19 protein-coding genes are annotated in these 19,532 nt (G+C 61.4%); 11 read left to right on the top strand and 8 right to left on the bottom strand.

The genetic code is table 11. The features are described from left to right. Positions 1-175: 175 nt before the first annotated feature. The 4 genes from M1D68_RS10910 (at position 176) to M1D68_RS10895 (ending at position 4,486) form a co-directional block, all read left to right on the top strand. On the top strand, positions 176-1,141 hold the full coding sequence (locus M1D68_RS10910; protein ID WP_457970326.1) for a 2-hydroxyacid dehydrogenase: 966 nt from the start codon (positions 176-178) through the stop codon (positions 1,139-1,141). 145 nt (positions 1,142-1,286) lie between these two features. Next, a complete protein-coding gene (locus tag M1D68_RS10905; RefSeq protein WP_434650830.1) occupies positions 1,287-2,354 on the top strand; it encodes a phosphotransferase family protein in 1,068 nt (355 codons plus the stop codon). Positions 2,355-2,378: 24 nt separating this feature from the next. Beyond that, positions 2,379-3,146, top strand: a complete 768-nt coding sequence (locus M1D68_RS10900; protein WP_003180553.1) for an SDR family oxidoreductase — start codon at positions 2,379-2,381, stop codon at positions 3,144-3,146. 230 nt (positions 3,147-3,376) lie between these two features. Beyond that, on the top strand, positions 3,377-4,486 hold the full coding sequence (locus tag M1D68_RS10895; RefSeq protein WP_457970323.1) for a Gfo/Idh/MocA family protein: 1,110 nt from the start codon (positions 3,377-3,379) through the stop codon (positions 4,484-4,486). A gap of 153 nt (positions 4,487-4,639) precedes the next feature. On the opposite strand, the gene M1D68_RS10890 is transcribed toward M1D68_RS10895, so the two are convergent. Both M1D68_RS10890 and M1D68_RS10885 read right to left on the bottom strand, forming a co-directional pair. Continuing rightward, on the bottom strand, positions 4,640-6,082 hold the full coding sequence (locus M1D68_RS10890) for an FAD/NAD(P)-binding protein (RefSeq protein WP_457970321.1): 1,443 nt from the start codon (positions 6,080-6,082) through the stop codon (positions 4,640-4,642). Between the two features lie 15 nt (positions 6,083-6,097). Further along, complete coding sequence (locus M1D68_RS10885) at positions 6,098-6,661, bottom strand: helix-turn-helix domain-containing protein (protein WP_457970319.1); 564 nt, start codon at positions 6,659-6,661, stop codon at positions 6,098-6,100. Between M1D68_RS10885 and M1D68_RS10880 the strand changes: the two genes are divergently transcribed. After that, on the top strand, positions 6,656-7,678 hold the full coding sequence (locus M1D68_RS10880; RefSeq protein WP_457970317.1) for a DMT family transporter: 1,023 nt from the start codon (positions 6,656-6,658) through the stop codon (positions 7,676-7,678). The two genes, M1D68_RS10885 and M1D68_RS10880, sit on opposite strands and share 6 nt — an antisense overlap. Positions 7,679-7,702: 24 nt before the next feature. On the opposite strand, the gene M1D68_RS10875 is transcribed toward M1D68_RS10880, so the two are convergent. From M1D68_RS10875 to M1D68_RS10865, 3 genes are all read right to left on the bottom strand, one after another. Continuing rightward, positions 7,703-9,547: a bacteriocin immunity protein gene (locus M1D68_RS10875; protein ID WP_457970315.1), complete on the bottom strand. Its 1,845-nt coding sequence runs from the start codon at positions 9,545-9,547 to the stop codon at positions 7,703-7,705. Positions 9,548-9,631: 84 nt separating this feature from the next. Beyond that, on the bottom strand, positions 9,632-9,910 hold the full coding sequence (locus tag M1D68_RS10870; RefSeq protein WP_434611066.1) for a bacteriocin immunity protein: 279 nt from the start codon (positions 9,908-9,910) through the stop codon (positions 9,632-9,634). After that, the gene (locus M1D68_RS10865; protein ID WP_457970314.1) at positions 9,907-10,830 is read right to left on the bottom strand and encodes an HNH endonuclease signature motif containing protein; all 924 of its coding nucleotides are present in this window, start codon (positions 10,828-10,830) and stop codon (positions 9,907-9,909) included. The genes M1D68_RS10870 and M1D68_RS10865 overlap by 4 nt, the downstream gene beginning before the upstream one ends. A gap of 251 nt (positions 10,831-11,081) precedes the next feature. Between M1D68_RS10865 and M1D68_RS10860 the strand changes: the two genes are divergently transcribed. Genes M1D68_RS10860 through M1D68_RS10835 form a run of 6 tightly spaced genes read left to right on the top strand, consistent with a single transcriptional unit; the run spans position 11,082 to position 17,154 of the window. Beyond that, positions 11,082-14,006 (top strand): monovalent cation/H+ antiporter subunit A, encoded by a 2,925-nt coding sequence (locus M1D68_RS10860; RefSeq protein ID WP_457970312.1) that lies wholly within the window; start codon positions 11,082-11,084, stop codon positions 14,004-14,006. Continuing rightward, positions 14,006-14,350 (top strand): Na+/H+ antiporter subunit C, encoded by a 345-nt coding sequence (locus M1D68_RS10855; protein WP_005789164.1) that lies wholly within the window; start codon positions 14,006-14,008, stop codon positions 14,348-14,350. The genes M1D68_RS10860 and M1D68_RS10855 overlap by 1 nt, the downstream gene beginning before the upstream one ends. Then, positions 14,347-16,032: a monovalent cation/H+ antiporter subunit D gene (locus M1D68_RS10850; protein ID WP_434611060.1), complete on the top strand. Its 1,686-nt coding sequence runs from the start codon at positions 14,347-14,349 to the stop codon at positions 16,030-16,032. Before M1D68_RS10855 ends, M1D68_RS10850 begins: the two co-directional genes overlap by 4 nt. Beyond that, positions 16,032-16,520, top strand: coding sequence for a Na+/H+ antiporter subunit E (locus M1D68_RS10845; protein WP_457970701.1), 489 nt, complete (start codon positions 16,032-16,034; stop codon positions 16,518-16,520). The genes M1D68_RS10850 and M1D68_RS10845 overlap by 1 nt, the downstream gene beginning before the upstream one ends. Next, positions 16,517-16,795, top strand: a complete 279-nt coding sequence (locus tag M1D68_RS10840) for a K+/H+ antiporter subunit F (protein WP_420766590.1) — start codon at positions 16,517-16,519, stop codon at positions 16,793-16,795. The genes M1D68_RS10845 and M1D68_RS10840 overlap by 4 nt, the downstream gene beginning before the upstream one ends. Then, positions 16,792-17,154, top strand: coding sequence for a Na+/H+ antiporter subunit G (locus M1D68_RS10835; protein ID WP_420766591.1), 363 nt, complete (start codon positions 16,792-16,794; stop codon positions 17,152-17,154). Before M1D68_RS10840 ends, M1D68_RS10835 begins: the two co-directional genes overlap by 4 nt. Positions 17,155-17,227: 73 nt before the next feature. Here M1D68_RS10835 and M1D68_RS10830 read toward each other — a convergent pair whose 3' ends face one another. The 3 genes from M1D68_RS10830 to M1D68_RS10820 all read right to left on the bottom strand — a co-directional run bounded on the left by M1D68_RS10830 (position 17,228) and on the right by M1D68_RS10820 (position 19,445). Further along, positions 17,228-17,665: a DUF3995 domain-containing protein gene (locus tag M1D68_RS10830; RefSeq protein WP_420766592.1), complete on the bottom strand. Its 438-nt coding sequence runs from the start codon at positions 17,663-17,665 to the stop codon at positions 17,228-17,230. Between the two features lie 136 nt (positions 17,666-17,801). Continuing rightward, complete coding sequence (locus tag M1D68_RS10825; RefSeq protein ID WP_434563695.1) at positions 17,802-18,812, bottom strand: ABC transporter substrate-binding protein; 1,011 nt, start codon at positions 18,810-18,812, stop codon at positions 17,802-17,804. Positions 18,813-18,995: 183 nt separating this feature from the next. Continuing rightward, a complete protein-coding gene (locus M1D68_RS10820; RefSeq protein ID WP_420766594.1) occupies positions 18,996-19,445 on the bottom strand; it encodes a hypothetical protein in 450 nt (149 codons plus the stop codon). Positions 19,446-19,532: the final 87 nt, after the last annotated feature.

The following is a 19,532-nucleotide window of genomic DNA, read 5'->3' as shown; positions in this document are numbered from 1 at the left end:
GCAGAAGCAAAGACTTAGCTGAGGAGCGGTTCTGCGGAGCAGCGTTTTCCAGTTCGCCCCCACAAGAACAGCGCAGCAGGACAAATGATCATAAAAAAGCCCAGGCCATCCCTCCCGCCGGCTCCTACAATCAGGTTGAATATCGATGATCGAAAAGCGCCTACAGGAGCCCAGCATGACCGCAACCGTTCTGGTACTGGTTGAAACCGTCAACGAATACCTGCCAATCCTGGAGCGCCAGGGTTATCACTTGGAATTGGCGCCCACGCCCGCCGAACGCAAGACAGCGATTTTCGAACACGGCGACCGGTTCAGCGTGGTGTTGACCCGTGGCCCCCTCGGTTTGACGGCTGAAGAAATGACGGCTTTGCCCAACCTCAGGATCATCTGTGTAATCGGCGCCGGTTATGAGCAAGTGGACCTGCAAGCCGCCAGCGAGCGAGGCATCGTCGTCACCAACGGTGCCGGGGTCAATGCCTCCTCGGTGGCCGACCATGCCATGGCGTTGTTGCTGGCGTTGGTGCGCGATGTGCCTCGATCCGACGCGGCCCTGCGCCGTGGCGAGTGGCCGCGAACCATGCGCCCTTCCCTCGCGGGCAAGCACCTGGGCATCCTGGGGCTCGGCGCCGTGGGCATGGCCATTGCCAAGCGGGCCGCCCTCGGTTTCGACATGCAGGTCAGCTACCACAACCGTCGCGTGCGCAGCGATGTTCCCTACGCCTTCTGCGCCACCCCCACCGAGCTCGCCAGGGTGTCGGATTTCCTGATTGTCGCCACGCCCGGAGGCCTGGACACCCGCCAATTGATCAACAAGCAAGCCCTCGATGCCCTGGGGCCCCACGGTTTCTTGGTGAATATCGCCCGGGCCAGCGTGGTCGCCACGACCGAACTCATCAGCGCCCTTGAACACCGGCGAATTGCCGGGGCTGCGCTGGATGTGTTCGATCACGAGCCCGAAGTGCCTGACGCCCTGAAACACTTGCCCAATGTCGTGCTCACGCCTCACGTGGCCGGCCTGTCGCCGGAAGCGACACGCGCCACGGTGGAGTTAGTGGGTGAGAACCTGAACGCGTTCTTTTCCGGCAAGCCGGTGCTGACGCCAGTGCAGCTACCCGATGCGCAGGCTTGCGTTGACCGGTAGGCCAGACGCAACCACGGCTCATCAAATCCGCTGATCACCCAGCAACACGCTAACCTATAAGACCCCGGCGTGCTTGTGACGGCTGTCGCACGCCATTAGATTAGCCAATGATCGATGGCCTCCAAAATAAGCAGAAGGGATAAGCATGGCAGTTACTGATCAGTCCACCCGCGTGCGCGACGGTGAAGAACTCGATGCCAACCTGATCGACCCGTACCTCAAGGCCCACATTCCTGGCTTGACCGGCACGCCGGTGATCAGCCAGTTTCCCGGTGGCGCGTCAAACCTGACGTACCTGCTCGAATACCCTGAACAGGAGTTCGTCCTGCGCCGGCCCCCGTTCGGTCACAAGGCTAAATCGGCCCACGACATGGGCCGTGAGTTCCGCATCCTCAATCAATTGCGTGAAGGTTTTCCGTACTGCCCGAAAGCCTACGTCCATTGCACCGACGAGTCGGTGATGGGCGCCGAGTTTTACGTGATGGAGCGGGTCAAGGGCATCATTTTGCGCTCCGAGCTGCCACCGGAACTGGGCTTCGACGCCGCCCGCACCGAAGCATTGTGCAAGAGCTTCATCGACCGGCTTGTCGAGCTGCACCGCGTCGACTACACCGCTTGCGGCCTGGCCGACCTGGGCAAGCCCGAGGGCTACGTGGCCCGGCAGATCCGTGGTTGGAGCGACCGCTACGACAAGGCCTTGACGCCCGATGCGCCGAAATGGGAGACGGTCAAGGCCTGGCTCAACGACAAGATGCCCGCCGACCATCCAACATCGAGCATCGTCCACAACGACTACCGCTTCGACAATGTCATCCTGGACCCGGACAACCCGATGCAGATCATCGGCGTGCTGGATTGGGAACTGACCACCCTCGGCGATCCGTTGATGGACCTGGGCAACAGCCTCGCCTACTGGATCGAAGCCGGTGATCCGGCGCCCGTGCAACTGATGCGGCGCCAGCCAAGCCACGCGCCGGGCATGCTGACCCGCCGTGAGTTCGTCGATTACTACGCCGAACGCGCCGGGATTCGCATCGACAACTTCGACTTCTACTACACCTATGGACTGTTCCGCCTGGCCGGTATCGTCCAGCAGATCTACTACCGCTTTTTCCATGGCCAGACCCAGGACAAACGCTTCGCGCAGTTCGTTCAGATGAACAAGCTGCTGGAGCAGATGAGCCTGCAAGTCATCAGCAAATCCACGCTCTGAGCGCACCTATAACAAGGAAACAGCATGTCCAAGACCCAGTTGTTCGACCTCGACGGTAAGATCGCTTTCGTTTCCGGCGCCAGCCGCGGCATCGGCGAAGCCATCGCCAAACTGCTGGCCCAGCAAGGCGCCCACGTGATCGTCTCCAGCCGCAAGCTCGATGGTTGCCAGCATGTCGCTGACGCCATCATCGCCGCCGGCGGCAAGGCCACCGCCATTGCCTGTCACATTGGTGAAATGGAGCAGATCAGCCAGGTGTTCGCCGGCATCCGCGAACAGTTCGGGCGTCTGGATATCCTGGTGAATAACGCCGCCACCAACCCGCAATTCTGCAACGTGCTGGACACCGACCTGGGCGCGTTCCAGAAAACCGTGGACGTGAACATTCGCGGCTATTTCTTCATGTCGGTGGAGGCCGGCAAGCTGATGCGCGAAAACGGTGGCGGCAGCATCATCAACGTGGCGTCGATCAACGGCATTTCCCCGGGAATCTTTCAGGGCATCTACTCGGTCACCAAGGCCGCGGTGATCAACATGACCAAGGTCTTCGCCAAGGAATGCGCGCAGTTCGGCATCCGCTGCAACGCCCTCCTGCCGGGCCTGACCGATACCAAGTTTGCCTCAGCGCTGGTCAAGAACGACGCCATCCTCAAAACCGCCCTGGCGCAGATTCCCCTCAAGCGCGTGGCCGACCCGAGCGAAATGGCCGGCGCGGTGTTGTACCTGGCGAGCGATGCGTCGAGCTATACCACGGGCGTGGCGTTGAATGTGGATGGCGGGTTCCTTTCCTGACAACGAGCCGCGAGGCAGACCTTTGGAATTCCTGTGGGAGCGAGCTTGCTCGCGATAGCGTTGCATCAGGCACAACAGTACCGGCTGATCCACCGCAATCGCGAGCAAGCTCGCTCCCACAAGGGATGCTGAGCGGCAGCAGAATGAATATTTATTCCAGTATTTGCAATTAGCGAATATTTATTCCATAAAGAGCCCTCCTGAAAATAAAAATTCAAAGGGCTCTTCTCATGCGTGAACTCGGCATCGGTCTGATTGGCACCGGCTTCATGGGCCGTGCCCATGCCTTGGCGTTCCAAAATGCCAAGGCGGTGTTCGACCTCCCCTTGAACCTGAAACTGGCGGCCCTGGCCGACGCCGATCCGCAACGTGCCCGGCAATGCGCCCAGAGCTGGGGGTTCGAGACGGCTCACAGTGACTGGCAACGGCTGATCGACGACCCGAAGGTTCATTTGGTCGCCATTACCACGCCCAATCATTTGCACTTTCCGATGGCCATGGCCGCGTTGGCGGCGGGCAAGCCGGTCTATTGTGAAAAGCCGTTGGCGGTATCCCTGGAACAGGCCGAGCAGATGCGCCGGGCAGCCAAGGCGGCTGGCGTGGTGACGCGGGTCGGCTACAACTACCAACACAACCCGATCATCCAACTGGCGCGGGGGATGATCCAGCGCGGAGAGCTTGGACAGATCATCAGTTTCCAGGGCGAATTCAGCGAAGATTTCATGGCCGACCCGGCCTCGCCCTGGTCGTGGCGCTGCGAGGCCGCGCACGCCGGTGGCGCGCTGGCGGACCTGGGCAGCCATCTCCTGGCGATGGCGCGGCATTTGTTGGGCGAGGTAGAGGCTGTGTGTGCCGACAGCCAAACCGTGCACAAACAGCGTCCTGCCAAGGTTGGCAGCACCGAACAACGCGCGATCGCGGTGGATGATCAGGTCAATGCACTGCTGCGCTTTGCCAGCGGCGCCCGGGGCACGGTGAGCAGCAGTTGGCTCAAGCACGGCTGCAAGAATCACCTGAGCTTCGAAATCAGCGGCACACTCGGCACGCTGGCGTTCGACCAGGAAAGGCTGAACGAGCTGCGGGTGTGCCGCGCCGGCCAGGCGGGTTTCCAGCGTCTGCTGGCCGGCCCGGATCTACCCGGCTATGCCGCGTTCAGCCCTGCCGCCGGGCACCAGCTGGGCTACAACGAACTGAAGACGTTGGAGGTGCAGGAATTGATCATGGCGCTGGCAGGTGAAGGTGGCAGCGGGACGGATTTCGAAGAGGCCTGGGAAGTGGAGCGGCTGGCGGCGGCGATTCGCGTGGCGGCGAGTGAGGAGCGTTGGGTGCAAGTGCGGTAGCAATGAAACACGCTTCTGTGGCGAGGGAGCTTGCTCCCGCTGGGTTGCGCAGCAACCCCAAAGAAGTCGGAGGTAGTTGACCTGACACACCGAGGTGAATGGTTTTAAGGCTACTTCGTAGCCCAGCGGAAGCAAGCTCCCTCGCCACAGGATTCAACGCTGGGCTTGGAGTTCAGCTAACCGCCCCGCCAGTGCCTTGGCCTGGCTCGCCACGTCGGTGACGGCCGTGCTTTCCCACCACATCCCGCGTAACGGCGGACCCATGGCGAACAGGCGGCTGGCCGGCTCGCCTTGGGCGTCCAGCACTGCGCCGTCGGCACGCGCTGCAATACCCAGCGCCAACGGACCGGGCTGGACCAACTCTCGGGCCAACAACTGCTGCGGCAACGGCCGGGCAACACGGCGCCAGTCATATTCAATGCCGCTGGAGTTGATCAACGCGGCGCCCTCCACCACTTCCAGTCCAGCCTCGCCCCTTCGGCGAATATTGATCGCCACCGATCCTTCGCCAGACGACACAAGCCCCTTGTACGACGCCGCCTGGATCCGCAACCGTCCCTCCCCGTGCAGACGCGCCACCAGTTCCGCGCTCAACGGAGGCGAGCGATGGTGATGGCTTTCCCACCAAGGTCGCACATGCCGCACAAACTGTCGGCGCTGCACATCGCTGGCCTGACTCCACAAACGCCCGATATGGGCACGCACCGTGTCCAGCGGGGCCTGCCAATCGATGCCCTGGGCTTGGGCCAAGCGGCATTGCCCACGCAGCGCGCGCATCAACTGGCGTGGCGAACGCAGGCTGTGATCATCGGCGAGAAAGTCCACCCAGGCCGGTGGCTGCCGACGTACATGGGGCAACAAACCGTGACGGGAAAATACTTCGATAGGCCCGCGATGCCCGGCCTGTTCCAGCGATACCACGGCATCGACCATGGTCAATCCCGAACCGATGATCATGACCGTCGCTAGCGGATCAAGCTGGCGCATCGCAGCCACGTCCCACGGATCAAGCGCCGCGGCGTTCAAGCCGCTCGACTCGGTCTGCGGGGTTCGTGCCGCGGGGAACATGCCGGTGGCGAGCACGGCAAAGCGTCCTTGCAATACTTGGCCATCGCCGAGCGTCACTTGCACGGCATCATCGATGACCCGCAAATCGACGGCCTCCCCGCGCACATGCTCCGCCACCGATCCATGGCGCGCGCCCAACGCACGAGCCTCGGCCAGACGCTGTTGCACATACAGGCCGAACATCCCCCGCGGAGGAAACAACTCGCTGACTGGCACATGTTGCTGATCGGACTCAGGCCAACCACCGGCCACGATGAACGCAGCGAGCCATTGCGTGAGATCATCGGCATTGTCCGGGTCGACGCTCATGCGTGCCGCATTGCCATTGAGGGTGTGGCCCAGTTCCACGGCGCTGTAGGCCTCGCCCCGGCCCAACTCGCTGCGCGGCTCGACAATCAATACCTCGCGCCGGCCCGGCAGCCGCAGCAGTTGCGCCGCCAACAGGGTTCCGCTCAGGCCGCCGCCGATAATCAGGATATCGGCCTGGCGGGCGGTGCCGATCACAGATTGCTCCAGCGCTGTGTCCATACCGCTCTCCAGGAGTCAAATCACCACGTTGCGGACGAATCTCACCGCCACCGGACCATCGTTGCGATAAGCATGGGGCTGGTTGCTGGCAAACATGAAAAACTCGCCGGCCCCGACTCGACGTTCTTCGCTGCCCAACAACAATGTCAGGCAGCCCTCGAATACGTAGAGCTGTTCGCTCCAACCGTCCGCGTCGGGTTCTGAATGGTAATGCTCGCCGGGTTCCAGGCGCCATTCCCAAAGCTCCACCTCTCGGTTGGCGATGGCCTTGGCCAATAAGATGGCTTTGCTGCCGGGAATCACACCGGCCCAGGCCAGCTCATTGATCCGGCTCGGATCGCGGGCGTCAGGCGCCTGGATGAGGTCGCTGAAAGCCACGTCCAAGGCTTCGGCAACGCGGTCCAGGGTGGTCAGGCTGACATTCTTTTCGCCCGCTTCGATGGCAACCAGCATCCGCCGGCTAACACCGGACAATTCGGCCAGCGCCGTCTGGCTGAGCTGCGCGGCATGCCGCAGGCGGCGGACGTTCTGGCTGACGTGTTGCAGGACGGACGCCCGCTGGCCATTTTCTTTGTGCACTATATTGCTCATCTGCCGGGGTTGCGCATTATACTGCCCAACTTCGGGCGCATTGTGCGTCCGCCTCAAGTAGTGCGCAAGGTCATGGCATCGGTGAACTCCCCGCAAACTTCCTCCCATCTGCCCAGGTTCAGCAAGGCCGAATGCGTGCTCGTACTGATCACCATGATCTGGGGCGGCACGTTCCTGCTGGTGCAACACGCCATGACGGTCAGCGGACCGATGTTCTTCGTGGGCCTGCGCTTTGCCGCCGCGGCGGCGTTTGTCGCGCTGTTCTCGTGGCGCCACTTGCGTGACCTGACCCTGTTCGAGCTCAAGGCCGGGGCCTTCATCGGAGTGGCGATCATGCTCGGCTACGGCCTGCAGACCGTAGGCCTGCAAACCATTCCCAGCAGCCAATCGGCCTTTATCACCGCCCTGTATGTGCCTTTCGTGCCGCTGTTGCAATGGCTCGTGCTGGGCCGGCGGCCGGGGTTGATGCCAAGCATAGGCATCATGTTGGCGTTCACTGGGCTCATGCTGGTGTCCGGGCCGGCTGGGGCCTCGCTGAACTTCAGCCCCGGTGAAATCGCCACGCTGATCAGCGCCATCGCGATTGCGGCGGAGATCATTCTGATCAGTGCCTATGCGGGCCAGGTCGACGTACGGCGGGTAACCGTGGTGCAACTGGCAAGCACGGCGGTGCTGGCATTCCTCATGGTGGTGCCGACGCAAGAGGTCATCCCAGGCTTTTCCTGGCTGTTGCTGATCAGCGCGGTGGGCCTGGGCGCCGCCAGCGCAGCGATCCAGGTGGCGATGAACTGGGCGCAGAAAAGCGTCTCGCCAACCCGCGCCACGCTTATCTATGCCGGCGAACCGGTATGGGCCGGCATCGCCGGGCGCCTGGCGGGTGAGCGGTTGCCGGCGATTGCGTTGCTCGGGGCGGGCTTGATCGTGGCGGCGGTGATCGTCAGCGAGTTGAAAACGCGGAACAAAGGTGTCGTAGAGCCGGATGAAGCGCTTGAGCGCGAGGGCTGACCATCATGCGTCAGCCCTCGGGTTTCAGTAGCGAATAATCAGATTATCGAGATCGTAGACCCCACCGCCCTGCGTGATGTCGACGCGGTGCAGAATGCGCAGCGAACGATGATCGTCGGGCTGCTCGCTGCGGGGCGCTGAACCGTTGAGCAGTAACACCCTATTTTCGATATTGAATTGTGCATTCAAGGTCGGTACGGCCGCAACGGCCCTCCAGAATGCACGTTTGAACAGATCGAAACGCTCGAAAACTTGCCCGCGCAATGAATCGGCGACTGACGCAGGGACCGACGCGCCCTGGCTGGTCAAGGCTTGCGTTCGCCAATCGTCAGCCTCCGCGTGCCCTTCTCCACTGACGACACCTGGACAATCCCGACGGTCATTGAATAGCACATAGACCGGCTCAAGCCCTGACTCCCGCGGAAACACCACCACATAATCATCGAATCGCACCTCTTCGATAGATTCGAACGTGGCCAATTCGGGCACTGGCGATGACCGGACGAAACCAACGGAATCGAGCCGATCCGGTTTTGGCGCCACCGGCGCTTCCAGGCCATGGGGTACTGCCCACTTAATAACGGAGGGCTGCGGGCCATCGCTCGTGAACCGATAGGCCCTCTCGCCTTCCTGCCAGACGGCGAGCCTGACACGAACCTTCGCAGGCAAAACCCCGGCGCAGGGAGTGATAAAGACTTCGAAGAGTTCGCGTATTTCCTGTAATCCATACGACAGGCTGCCGGCCTTCACGGGAACTGTCGAGGTGCTCATTCGCAGCGGCAGTTCTACTTCGCCTTGCTGGGCGGCCAATAGTTGCCAATCAGGATCGATCAGAGAAAGCTCATTCAGCGCAACGCAGAGGCCAAAACGCACGGCCTTGGCGCGGCTGGCGAACCTGAAGTGCAGCACGCCGGCGTACTGTCCAAGATGTTCCTGCGCACCGTCGGTCAATGACCAATTGAATTCGGCGACTGCGGAACGCAGGGTCTTATGCAAGCCCACTCGTTGTACCGACATCAACGGCTGTGCGTCGCTGATCAAAAGATCCGGTCGTTCCAGGTTAGCGACGACAGACAGGCGAAACTCGCTTGGGTATCGGTCGGGAGTCCGTAGGCGCACCAGTTGCTGCCAGGCATGATCAACTAAGGCTTCGGCGTTGGTGTGGAGTTCGGCATGACGCTGGGTGTTGGAGGGCAGACGCGCCAGATAACCAGCCTGATTGGCAGTGGCCTGCTGCAAAACGGCTTGCCAGAGGGGCCTCTCCGCCTGGCTGTAGGTAAGATTTCGCTGTGCCGCGGCTTTGTCGAACTCGACACGCATTTTTTTACCTTCGAATGCACGAACCGCCATCAGCACCTCGTGCTGTGCATGTTCAACCCGACGGATACCTTTTTCCAGTGCCTCCAGCGTCGCGTTCGAAGGCTGTTGGATTGGCAGATGCTGGATAGCGCTTTCAAGCAGAGAGAATGCTGAATCGACCGTTTGCTCCGCAGAGGCGATGTCCCCAGCCACTCGCTGAGCGTTCGCAAGTTCGTGCCTGGCTCTCGCCGTGTTGTGTCCAATAAGGCTCGACCCGTCGACCGGCGTGAACGGTGCTGGAAGCACACCGTCCTTGAAAGGAATGAGTCTCCTCTGGTGATACCAATGCTTGAGCTGGAAGGTGACTGCGCCTGGGGAATGAAAATTGGAGGTATCCTCCGGGTAAAACAACAGATCCGCACCATCAGGATGACCAACTATCAGATCGAAGTGTTTGATCAGTCTGTCATGCTCTTTCTTGTCCCTGCAGCCCTCCACATTCCAGATCTTGTCGACAAGAGTTTGAAACTCGGACTCGGTGTAATCCTGGAGTTTGGGTTTAAGTTCCATCTTTGGTTTTTCCTTGCTCAAGCGTGCGACGTGGATGACGCACCTGCTCGCGACGGGTCGAGCTGATGCGTACGAAACGATGATTTATTCGGGTTTGAAACCTGGTCTGTTATTGCGGGCTCGCCATTCCTTGACTTCTTTCAGGATTCCAGCGGGGCTGTCTTCTTGGCCTTCCTTTGGGTAGAAGAGAACATCTGAGCCATCAGGGTGCTCAGTAATCAGTTCAAAATGGTCCACCAACCTATCGGTATATTGGCTCAACGCATCCCCCTCCAAAGCAACGGAGTAATCAAAAAATTTTCGAAGAAATGTCAGAAATTCAGCCTCCGTATAATCTTCCAGCCGTTCTTTGAGCACGCTCATGGCTTCTCTCCTTTGTGAAAATCAATATGCCGCCTTGCAGTCATAACTAGCAGATTTTCCAAGTCATAAACTGCACCGCCTTTCGCAACTTCGTGCTTATGATGGATTTCAAACTTCCTTCTCCCGCCAACCTGATCCAATCGACTAGCGAACGGCGGCGCTCCCTTGGTCATCTCTCGCAGATTTGAGCCATTAAACTGCTTACTTAAATCACGATCCGCCGCCACCGCCCTCCAAAACGCCTCCCTGAACCGATGAAAATTCGCAAACTCCCTGCCCCTCAACTGATCCGCGATCCGATCAGGAATCGCCGCCCCAGTCGTTCTCGCCGCCTCCCCCAACCAAATGCCTGAAACTGGCTGCCCAAAGCCGAGGGCCATCCCGGGATCATCTCGCCGGTCATAAAACAGCGCATCCGGCGAGGGCAGATCCATATCCCCCGGATACCCAGGAATACTCGCACCGGTCTGCACTGGATCAACAGCCGGAAGCGTCTCGTTTTCCGGTAGGACGGGGATGACAGGCTTGCCGGGATAAATCTGCGAAAACGGTGGCGTGACGGGCAGCGTGGTCGGGCCAAGTTGTTCGATGCCCGGCGGAACCAAAGGCGTTCGGGTACCGTGGCCGATGGGAGGCGCCGGCCACGGGATGACCGCCGGGACGATGCCCGGCCTGCCGAGCAGGCTGTTGGGCGTGGCAACGCTGATGCGGTCGAGGTTGAATGGATTCTCCCCCAGCTCCGCACGCTCCCGATAACGCAGCTCGAATTCTCGACGCTCTCCCACCCATGTCCTTTTTGGCGCATAGGGCGCAAAGCCGCGTTCGATGCGTTTGCGGTTGAGTTCGTCTGTGTTTGCCCACAGAGCCGGATGTTCAGAGAGGGTCCGCCATAGCGCCTGGTCGAAGGCGCCGAACGACATCTCCTTTTCTGTATGGCGCAGGATGGCGATGAAGCCCTGCTCGGGTGCGGTACATACTTACCGCACCCGAGCAGGGTTCGTGTGGTACGAGTGCCTTGATACCCATGGTCGATCCCGACGACCCGGCGCTCGCAAAACGACTCCAAACAGGAAAACTTCCCCCTCCTTGTAGGATTCTGCGACACCCTTGCGGTTGGTGATCGGGAATACGCCACGTATGATCCCGAACAACCTTTGCCGAATAGAAGCCTATGTCGCTGATAGTTCTATTGCTTTTGCCCTTCGTCGGCAGCTGTGTCGCGGCGTTGCTGCCGCATAACGCGCGCAATGCCGAATCATTGCTGGCAGGTCTTGTGGCCTTGGTGGGCACCGTTCAGGTGGCTTTGTGGTACCCGCAGATCGCCGACGGCGGGGTTATCCAGGAGCAATATGCCTGGCTGCCCAGCCTGGGCCTGAATTTCGTCCTGCGCCTGGACGGCTTCGCCTGGCTGTTTTCGTTGCTGGTGCTGGGCATCGGCACGCTGGTGTCGTTGTATGCCCGCTACTACATGTCGCCGGACGATCCGGTGCCGCGGTTCTTTGCGTTTTTCCTGGCTTTCATGGGCGCGATGCTCGGGCTGGTGATTTCCGGCAACCTGATCCAGATGGTGTTCTTCTGGGAATTGACCAGCCTGTTCTCATTCCTGCTGATCGGTTACTGGCATCACCGCGCCGACGCGCGGCGCGGCGCCTATATGGCGTTGATGGTGACCGGCGCCGGCGGGCTGTGCCTGTTGGCCGGGGTGATGCTGCTTGGCCATGTGGTGGGCAGTTATGACTTGGACAAGGTCCTGGCCGCCGGCGACATGATTCGCCAGCACGCCCTCTATCCAGTCCTGTTGCCGCTGATCCTGATCGGCGCCTTGAGCAAGAGCGCCCAGTTTCCTTTCCATTTCTGGCTGCCCCACGCCATGGCCGCGCCCACGCCGGTGTCGGCGTACCTGCACTCGGCGACCATGGTCAAGGCCGGTGTTTTCCTGCTGGCACGGTTGTGGCCCTCGCTGTCGGGCAGTGAACAGTGGTTCTATATCGTCGGCGGCGCCGGGGCGTTCACATTGATGCTGGGCGCTTATTGCGCGATGTTCCAGAACGACCTCAAGGGCCTCCTTGCCTATTCGACCATCAGCCATCTGGGGCTGATTACGCTTCTGCTTGGCCTCAACAGCCCGCTGGCGGCGGTCGCGGCCGTGTTTCATATCCTCAACCACGCCACGTTCAAGGCCTCGCTGTTCATGGCCGCCGGCATCATCGACCACGAAAGTGGCACCCGGGACATCCGCAAGCTCAGCGGCCTGGTGCAGCTGATTCCGTACACCGCCACCCTGGCGATGGTTGCCAGCGCGGCGATGGCCGGGGTGCCGTTGCTCAACGGCTTCCTGTCCAAGGAAATGTTCTTCGCCGAGACCGTGTTCATTTCCGCCACGGCCTGGGTCGAGCTGGCGCTGCCGATCGTCGCCACCATCGCTGGCACGTTCAGCGTCGCCTATTCCCTGCGTTTTACCGTCGACGTGTTCTTCGGCCCCACTGCCACCGACCTGCCCCACACGCCCCATGAACCGCCGCGCTGGATGCGCGCGCCGGTTGAGCTTCTGGTGTTTACCTGCCTGTTGGTGGGCATCTTTCCGGCACAGGTGGTTGGTTCGTTGCTGGCGGCGGCGGCGCTGCCGGTGGTGGGCGGTCCGCTGCCCCAGTACAGCCTGGCGATCTGGCATGGCCTGAACGCACCCATGATCATGAGCCTGGTGGCGATGTCGGGTGGGATCGTCCTGTACCTGCTGCTGCGCAAGCAATTCAAGCAGGGCCATATCAAGCAGCCACCGCTGATGGGGCGTCTCAGCGGCAAGCGTTTGTTCGAGCGCAGCCTGGTGCTGATGATGCGCCAGGGCCGACGGTTGGAGCGCAAGATCAGTACCCGGCGCTTGCAGGCTCAGTTGTTCCTGCTGGTACTGGCGGCCGTAATGGCCGGGCTGATTCCGATGCTCAGCAGCACGCTGGCCTGGGGCGACCGCCCCAGGATTCCCGGCTCCGTGGTGTTCGTCACGCTGTGGGTGCTGGCCATCGCTTGCGCGTTGGGCGCTGCCTGGCAGGCCAAATACCACCGCCTCGCGGCGCTGACGATGGTCAGTGTCTGCGGCCTGATGACGTGCGTGACTTTTGTCTGGTTCTCGGCCCCGGACCTGGCCTTGACTCAACTGGTCGTGGAGGTGGTCACCACGGTGCTGATCCTGCTGGGCCTGCGCTGGTTGCCACGGCGGATCGAAGATGTGTCGCCGCTGCCCAACAGCGAACGCCGCGCGCGCGTCCGTCGTCTGCGGGACTTGCTGCTATCCATCGCAGTGGGCGGCGGCATGGCGTTGCTGTCCTATGCGATGCTCACGCGCCAGACACCCAACGACATTTCGTCGTTTTACCTGAGCCGGGCCTTGCCCGAAGGTGGCGGCAGCAATGTGGTAAACGTGATGCTGGTGGACTTCCGCGGCTTCGACACCCTGGGCGAAATCACCGTACTGGTGGCGGTAGCGCTGGCGGTATTCGCCCTGCTGCGGCGCTTCCGGCCACCCAAGGAAAGCATGCAGCTCCCGGCGCAACAGCGCCTGCTGGCGCCGGACGTGGTGACCGACCTGGTCAACCCGCGTCACGCCAGCGACACCGCGCTGGGCTTCATGATGGTGCCGTCGGTGCTGGTGCGCCTGCTGTTGCCGATTGCCCTGGTGGTGTCGTTCTACCTGTTCATGCGCGGCCACAACCAACCGGGTGGCGGTTTCGTCGCCGGCCTGGTGATGTCGGTGGCGTTCATCCTCCAGTACATGGTCGCCGGCACCCAGTGGGTCGAAGCACAAATGAGCCTGCGACCGCTGCGCTGGATGGGCACGGGGCTGTTGTTCGCCACCGCGACGGGGTTGGGGGCGATGGCGGTGGGTTATCCGTTCCTGACCACTCACACCTGGCATTTCGAGTTGCCGCTGCTGGGTGACCTCCATCTGGCGAGTGCGCTGTTCTTCGACATCGGCGTCTACGCCGTGGTGGTCGGCTCCACGCTATTGATCCTTACCGCCCTGGCTCACCAGTCGGTGCGGGCCCATAAACCGGGGCTGCACGCCAAACCCGTCGCCCCCCTCAAAGGAGCCAACGCCTGATGGAAGAAGTCATCGCAATCGCAATCGGCGTATTGGCCGCCTCGGGCGTCTGGCTGGTGCTGCGGCCCCGGACCTTTCAGGTGGTCATGGGGCTTTGCCTGCTGTCCTATGGCGTCAACCTGTTCATCTTCAGCATGGGCAGCCTGTTCATCGGCAAGGAACCGATCATCAAGGACGGCGTGCCCCAGGACCTGCTGAACTACACCGATCCGCTGCCCCAGGCCCTGGTGTTGACCGCCATTGTGATCAGCTTCGCCATGACCGCGCTGTTTCTCGTCGTCTTGCTCGCGTCCCGCGGGCTGACCGGCACCGACCATGTGGACGGCCGGGAGCCCAAGGAATGATGCTGACGCCTCACTTGATCGCCGCGCCCATCCTGCTACCGCTGCTGACCGCCGCGTTGATGCTGATGCTGGGCGAGAAACATCGCCCGCTCAAAGCGCGGATCAATCTGTTTTCCAGCCTGCTGGGCCTGGGCATCGCCGTGCTGCTGTTGGACTGGACCCAGGACCAGGCATTGCCCGCGTCCTTTGGCGTGTACCTGCCGGGCAACTGGCAAGCGCCGTTCGGCATCGTGTTGGTGGTCGATCGCCTGTCGGCGCTGATGCTCGTGCTGACGGGCATCATCGGCGTCTGCGCCCTGCTGTTCGCGATGGCGCGGTGGGATCGGGCCGGCGCCAGTTTCCATGCGCTGTTCCAGATTCAGCTGATGGGCCTTTACGGCGCTTTCCTGACGGCGGACCTGTTCAATCTGTTTGTGTTTTTCGAAGTGTTACTGGCCGCGTCCTACGGCTTGATGCTCCACGGATCGGGGCGGGCCCGCGTCTCGTCGGGGCTGCATTACATCGCCATCAACTTGCTGGCGTCGTCGTTGTTCCTGATTGGCGCGGCGTTGATCTATGGCGTCACCGGCACCTTGAACATGGCCGACCTGGCCTTGAAAGTGCCCTTGGTGCCCGAAGCGGACCGCGGCCTGCTGCACGCCGGTGCCGCGATCCTGGCAGTGGCGTTCCTGGCGAAGGCTGGCATGTGGCCGCTGAATTTCTGGCTGGTGCCGGCCTACAGCGCGGCCAGCGCCCCGGTGGCGGCCTTGTTCGCGATCATGACCAAGGTGGGCGTCTACACCGTGTTGCGGTTGTGGACCCTGCTGTTCTCGGGGCAAGCCGGCGCGTCGGCGTATTTTGGCGGCGACTGGCTGGTCTACGGCGGCATGGCGACCATCGCCTGCGCGGCCATCGCCATCCTCGCGGCCCAGCGCCTGGAACGCATGGCCAGCCTGAGTATCCTGGTCTCGGCCGGCATCCTGTTGTCAGCCATCGGCTTCGCACAGCCCAACCTGATAGGCGCCGCGTTGTTTTACCTGGTGAGCTCGACCCTGGCGCTGTGCGCGCTGTTCTTGCTGGCCGAACTGATCGAGCGCTCACGCTCCGCCAATGACCTGCCGCTGGAAGATGACCTCGACACCCTGCCGCGCCCCCTGGAATCGCTGCAGCCGCCCAAGGGCATCAACCTCGATGACGAACAGAAAGCCGTGGTCGGGCAAGTGATCCCCTGGACCATGGCCTTTCTCGGTCTGAGTTTCATCGCCTGTGCACTGTTGATTGTCGGCATGCCTCCCTTGTCGGGGTTTATCGGCAAGCTGGGGCTGCTCAGCGCGCTGCTCAACCCCCAGGGCCTGGGGGCGAGTGCCGACGTGCCCGTATCGGCCGCCGCCTGGGGCCTGCTGGCGCTGTTGATCCTGTCCGGGCTCGCCTCGTTGATCGCCTTTTCGCGCTTGGGCATCCAGCGCTTCTGGACACCGCAGGAACGGCCCTCCCCGCTGTTGCGTCCGTTCGAATGCCTGCCGATCCTCGCGTTACTGGGGCTGGGGATCGTCTTGACGTTCAAGGCCGAGCCATTGCTGCGCTACACCCAATCCGCCGCCGATGGGTTGAATACGCCTGAACATTATGTGATGGCGGTTTTTTCCACCCGCGCCGTCCCCAACCCTGAAGGCAACACTCGATTGCAGGCGGTGCAGCCATGATCAAGCATTTGTTTCCCGCACCGTGGCTGTCCCTGGCATTGGGGTTGCTCTGGCTGTTGTTGAACCTTTCCCTGAGTGCCGGCCACCTGCTGCTGGGCGCCGCGCTGGGTTTCCTCGCGCCACTGATGATGCGTCCGCTGCGGCCACGACCCATCCGCATCCGGCGTCCCGGAGTCATGCTGCGACTGCTCTTGCTGGTGGGATGGGACGTGCTGGTGTCCAACCTGGCTGTCGCCTGGCGCGTACTCAACGCCGGGCGCTGCCCGCCTCGCTCGCGGTTTATCAAGGTGCCGCTGGACCTGCACGACGCCAATGGGCTGGCGGTGCTTTCGATGATCACCACGGTGATTCCAGGCACGGTCTGGTCGGAGTTGGCGCTGGATCGCAGCATCCTGTTGATACACATTTTCGATCTGGAGGACGAAGGGGCGTTTATCGATCATTTCAAGGCCACCTACGAGCGTCCGCTGATGGAGATTTTCGAATGAGCGCGCTGCTGTCCAATGCGATCCTGCTGAGCCTGTTCCTGTTCTCGCTGACCATGGTGCTGACCCTGGTGCGCCTGTTCAAGGGCCCCTCGGCACAGGACCGGGTCCTGGCCCTCGACTACTTGTACATCGTCGCGATGCTGATGATGCTGGTGCTGGGCATTCGGTATGCCAGCGACACGTATTTCGAGGCGGCGCTGTTGATCGCCCTGTTCGGCTTTGTCGGCTCGTTTGCCCTGGCCAAGTTCCTGTTGCGTGGCGAGGTGATCGAATGACGGGAGAACTGTCGATGTGGGTCGAGATCCCAGTGGCGATCCTGCTGGTGCTCGGCAGTCTTTTCGCCCTGACCGGGGCGATCGGCCTGGTGCGGCTCAAGGATTATTTTCAGCGCATGCACCCGCCTGCCCTGGCTTCGACGCTGGGGGCCTGGTGCGTTGCGCTGGCCTCGATCATTTATTTCTCGGCGCTCAAGTCGGGCCCGGTGCTGCATGCCTGGCTGATACCGATCCTGCTGTCCATCACGGTGCCGGTAACGACCCTGCTGCTGGCCCGGGCGGCTTTGTTTCGCAAGCGCATGGCGGGGGACGATGTACCGGCGGAAATAAGCAGCCCCAGGACCGGGAGCGATGGCTAAGGAAGCTTGAGCCAGGCTTTGTTGTGGCGAGGGGATCTATCCCCTCGCCACAACGGCGTTCGTCTCTGGATGCTCAAGCCCACGCCACCGTCAGCAACCCTGCCCCCAGCACGACACACAACGGTGAGTAGACCCAGGTATCGAGCCGGGCGAACGTCGACCCCTTGACCTCCTTGAAGAAGCCCACCAGGTTCGACTCGCCAATGGCCCGGGCAAACATCAACAGGGCAATCGCACTGATCAGCCATTGCAAGGCACGATGGGTCACGGGAGGCGCGATCAGGCCGACCCGCAGACACACCAGCACCGCAATCATCAGCAGCGCCAGCGCCACCAACAGCGTCAGCCATCCCGACGGGTTGAACGCCGGTTGCAGTGTGCCGCCCTGCTTCACCGGCACCTGCGGCACTACCGCCAGCGCCGCCCACTGCCCGCCCAGGGCCCAATACAAATGAATCAAGCTGATGGTCGCAAACACCGCGACCAGCGACCGAGCCAATACAAGCGTCATTCGCCAGCCTCCTGAAAAAGGTTGAACAATCATCCTAGCTGGAATCTGGCATTTCGCTGGACGGGCGCAGGTTGCCGGATTCCAGTGAATGACGACTTGCCCAGGATCAACTGTTCAATTGACTGGCCTTAACGCGCTACAGCCCCGCGGTCACCTTGTCGGCGACCTCCTTGGGTAACCAGGCTTGCCAAACCTCGGGGTGAGACTTGAGGAAGGCTTCGGCGGCCTCGCGGGAGGGCGTGCGTTTCTCACTCATATCGGCCAGGGCCTTGTTCAGCGGGTCGATCGGCAGGTCGACCTTGCTGAAGAACTCGGCAATGTCCGGGTGTTGTTTCTGGAACGGTACGGACACGCCAATGGACAACTTCGAAGCCAGGGACCGCGTTGGCCTGGGGTTGGGGTTGTCGGCATCGGTCAGGGTTTTCCAGGCCTCGGCATCGAATGGCGGCTCTTGCAACTGCACCAGTTTGAAACGCCCGAGCAGCGGCGTGGGCGACCAGTAGTAGAACAGGATCGGCTTGCCACGGCGAATCGACGAAGTGATCTCGGCATCGAGCGCGGCCCCTGAGCCGCTGCGAAAGTTCACATAGCTGTCGGAAAGACCGTAGGCCTTGAGCTTTTGCTTGTTGACCACCTCGGAAGTCCAACCGATGGGACTGTTGAGGAAGCGTCCCTTGCTGGGGCTTTCCGGGTCCTTGAACACGTGCTTGTAGCGCGCAAGGTCCTCGACGCTGCGCAAGTCCGGCGCCAGGGGCTTGATGCCCTTGGCAGGGTCGCCCTTGATGACGTATTCCGGCACCCACCAGCCTTCGGTCGCGCCCTTGACCGTATCGCCCAGGGCGACCACCTTGCCCTCGGCCTCGGCCTTGACCCACACCGGGCTGCGACCTGCCCACTCCTCGCCGATCACTTGGATATCGTTATTGGCCAGGGCGGTTTCCAGGGTAATGGTGGTGCCCGGCAACGTGTCCGTCGGCAACCCGTAGCCCTTTTCGACAATGACCCTCAGGATGTCGGTGATCAGGCTGCCGCTTTCCCAGTTCAGGTCGGCAAAGTGGATCGGCGTCGATGCAGCGGATGCCGGAAGGGGTGAAACCAACACAGCGAGGGTGGCCCAGGCAGCCAGCCACTGTCGAACTCGTTTCATGTTTGATACCTCATGCCGGATGCAGCAATAGCCGAACGGCGTGCGAAGCGAACGCAAGCCTGTGACTAGTTCAGTCAATTGACTGTAGCCAAGGTTCCAGCAGGAGCGTTTTAAAACTGTTACGAGTATAAAAAGAACAAAGGACATCAACCCGATTCGTCATCCAAGGATGAAAGCCGCTTCCTACTCGCTGGCCTTGAATGTCACAAGTTCACCCTTGCGCCATTTGGCAGCCTTGGCGGTGACTGCTTTCAACGTCTTGGTCAAACCTTCCTGCAACTGTTCGTTGGCGGCCAATACGGTCACTACGCTGTGCCCTTCCTTGAACAGGATGGCGTGGCCCTCGGCGGTCGTGACGAACGCGTAGTCACCCAGGCCATAGACCGTCAACTTGATTTCACGAAACCGGATTTCAAACTTGCCTCCCTCGCGACTGGGAAGTACCGCCGCGCGAAAATGGTCGCCAACCTTGAGTTCCAGCCGGGGTTTGTCATCGACGACCAATGCCGACTCGGTGTCGATTTCGGCAATATAGATACCTTCGGCGGTCTGCTCGGTGATATAGACAAACCGTGACTGGAATTGCTTGACCAGTTTTGCCCGCAGGTCGCCCAGTACAAATAACGCATGCATGTCGAGATTACTTACTGCCAAGGAAACATCCCCATCTTTAAACGGCCCACTCTTTGAGAATGGACCACGAGAACCCGCACGGCCCCA

The organism is Pseudomonas sp. R4-84, assembly GCF_054130985.1.
The sequence above is the reverse complement of the archived record's forward strand: the minus strand, read 5'-3'. Positions and strand labels throughout refer to the sequence as shown.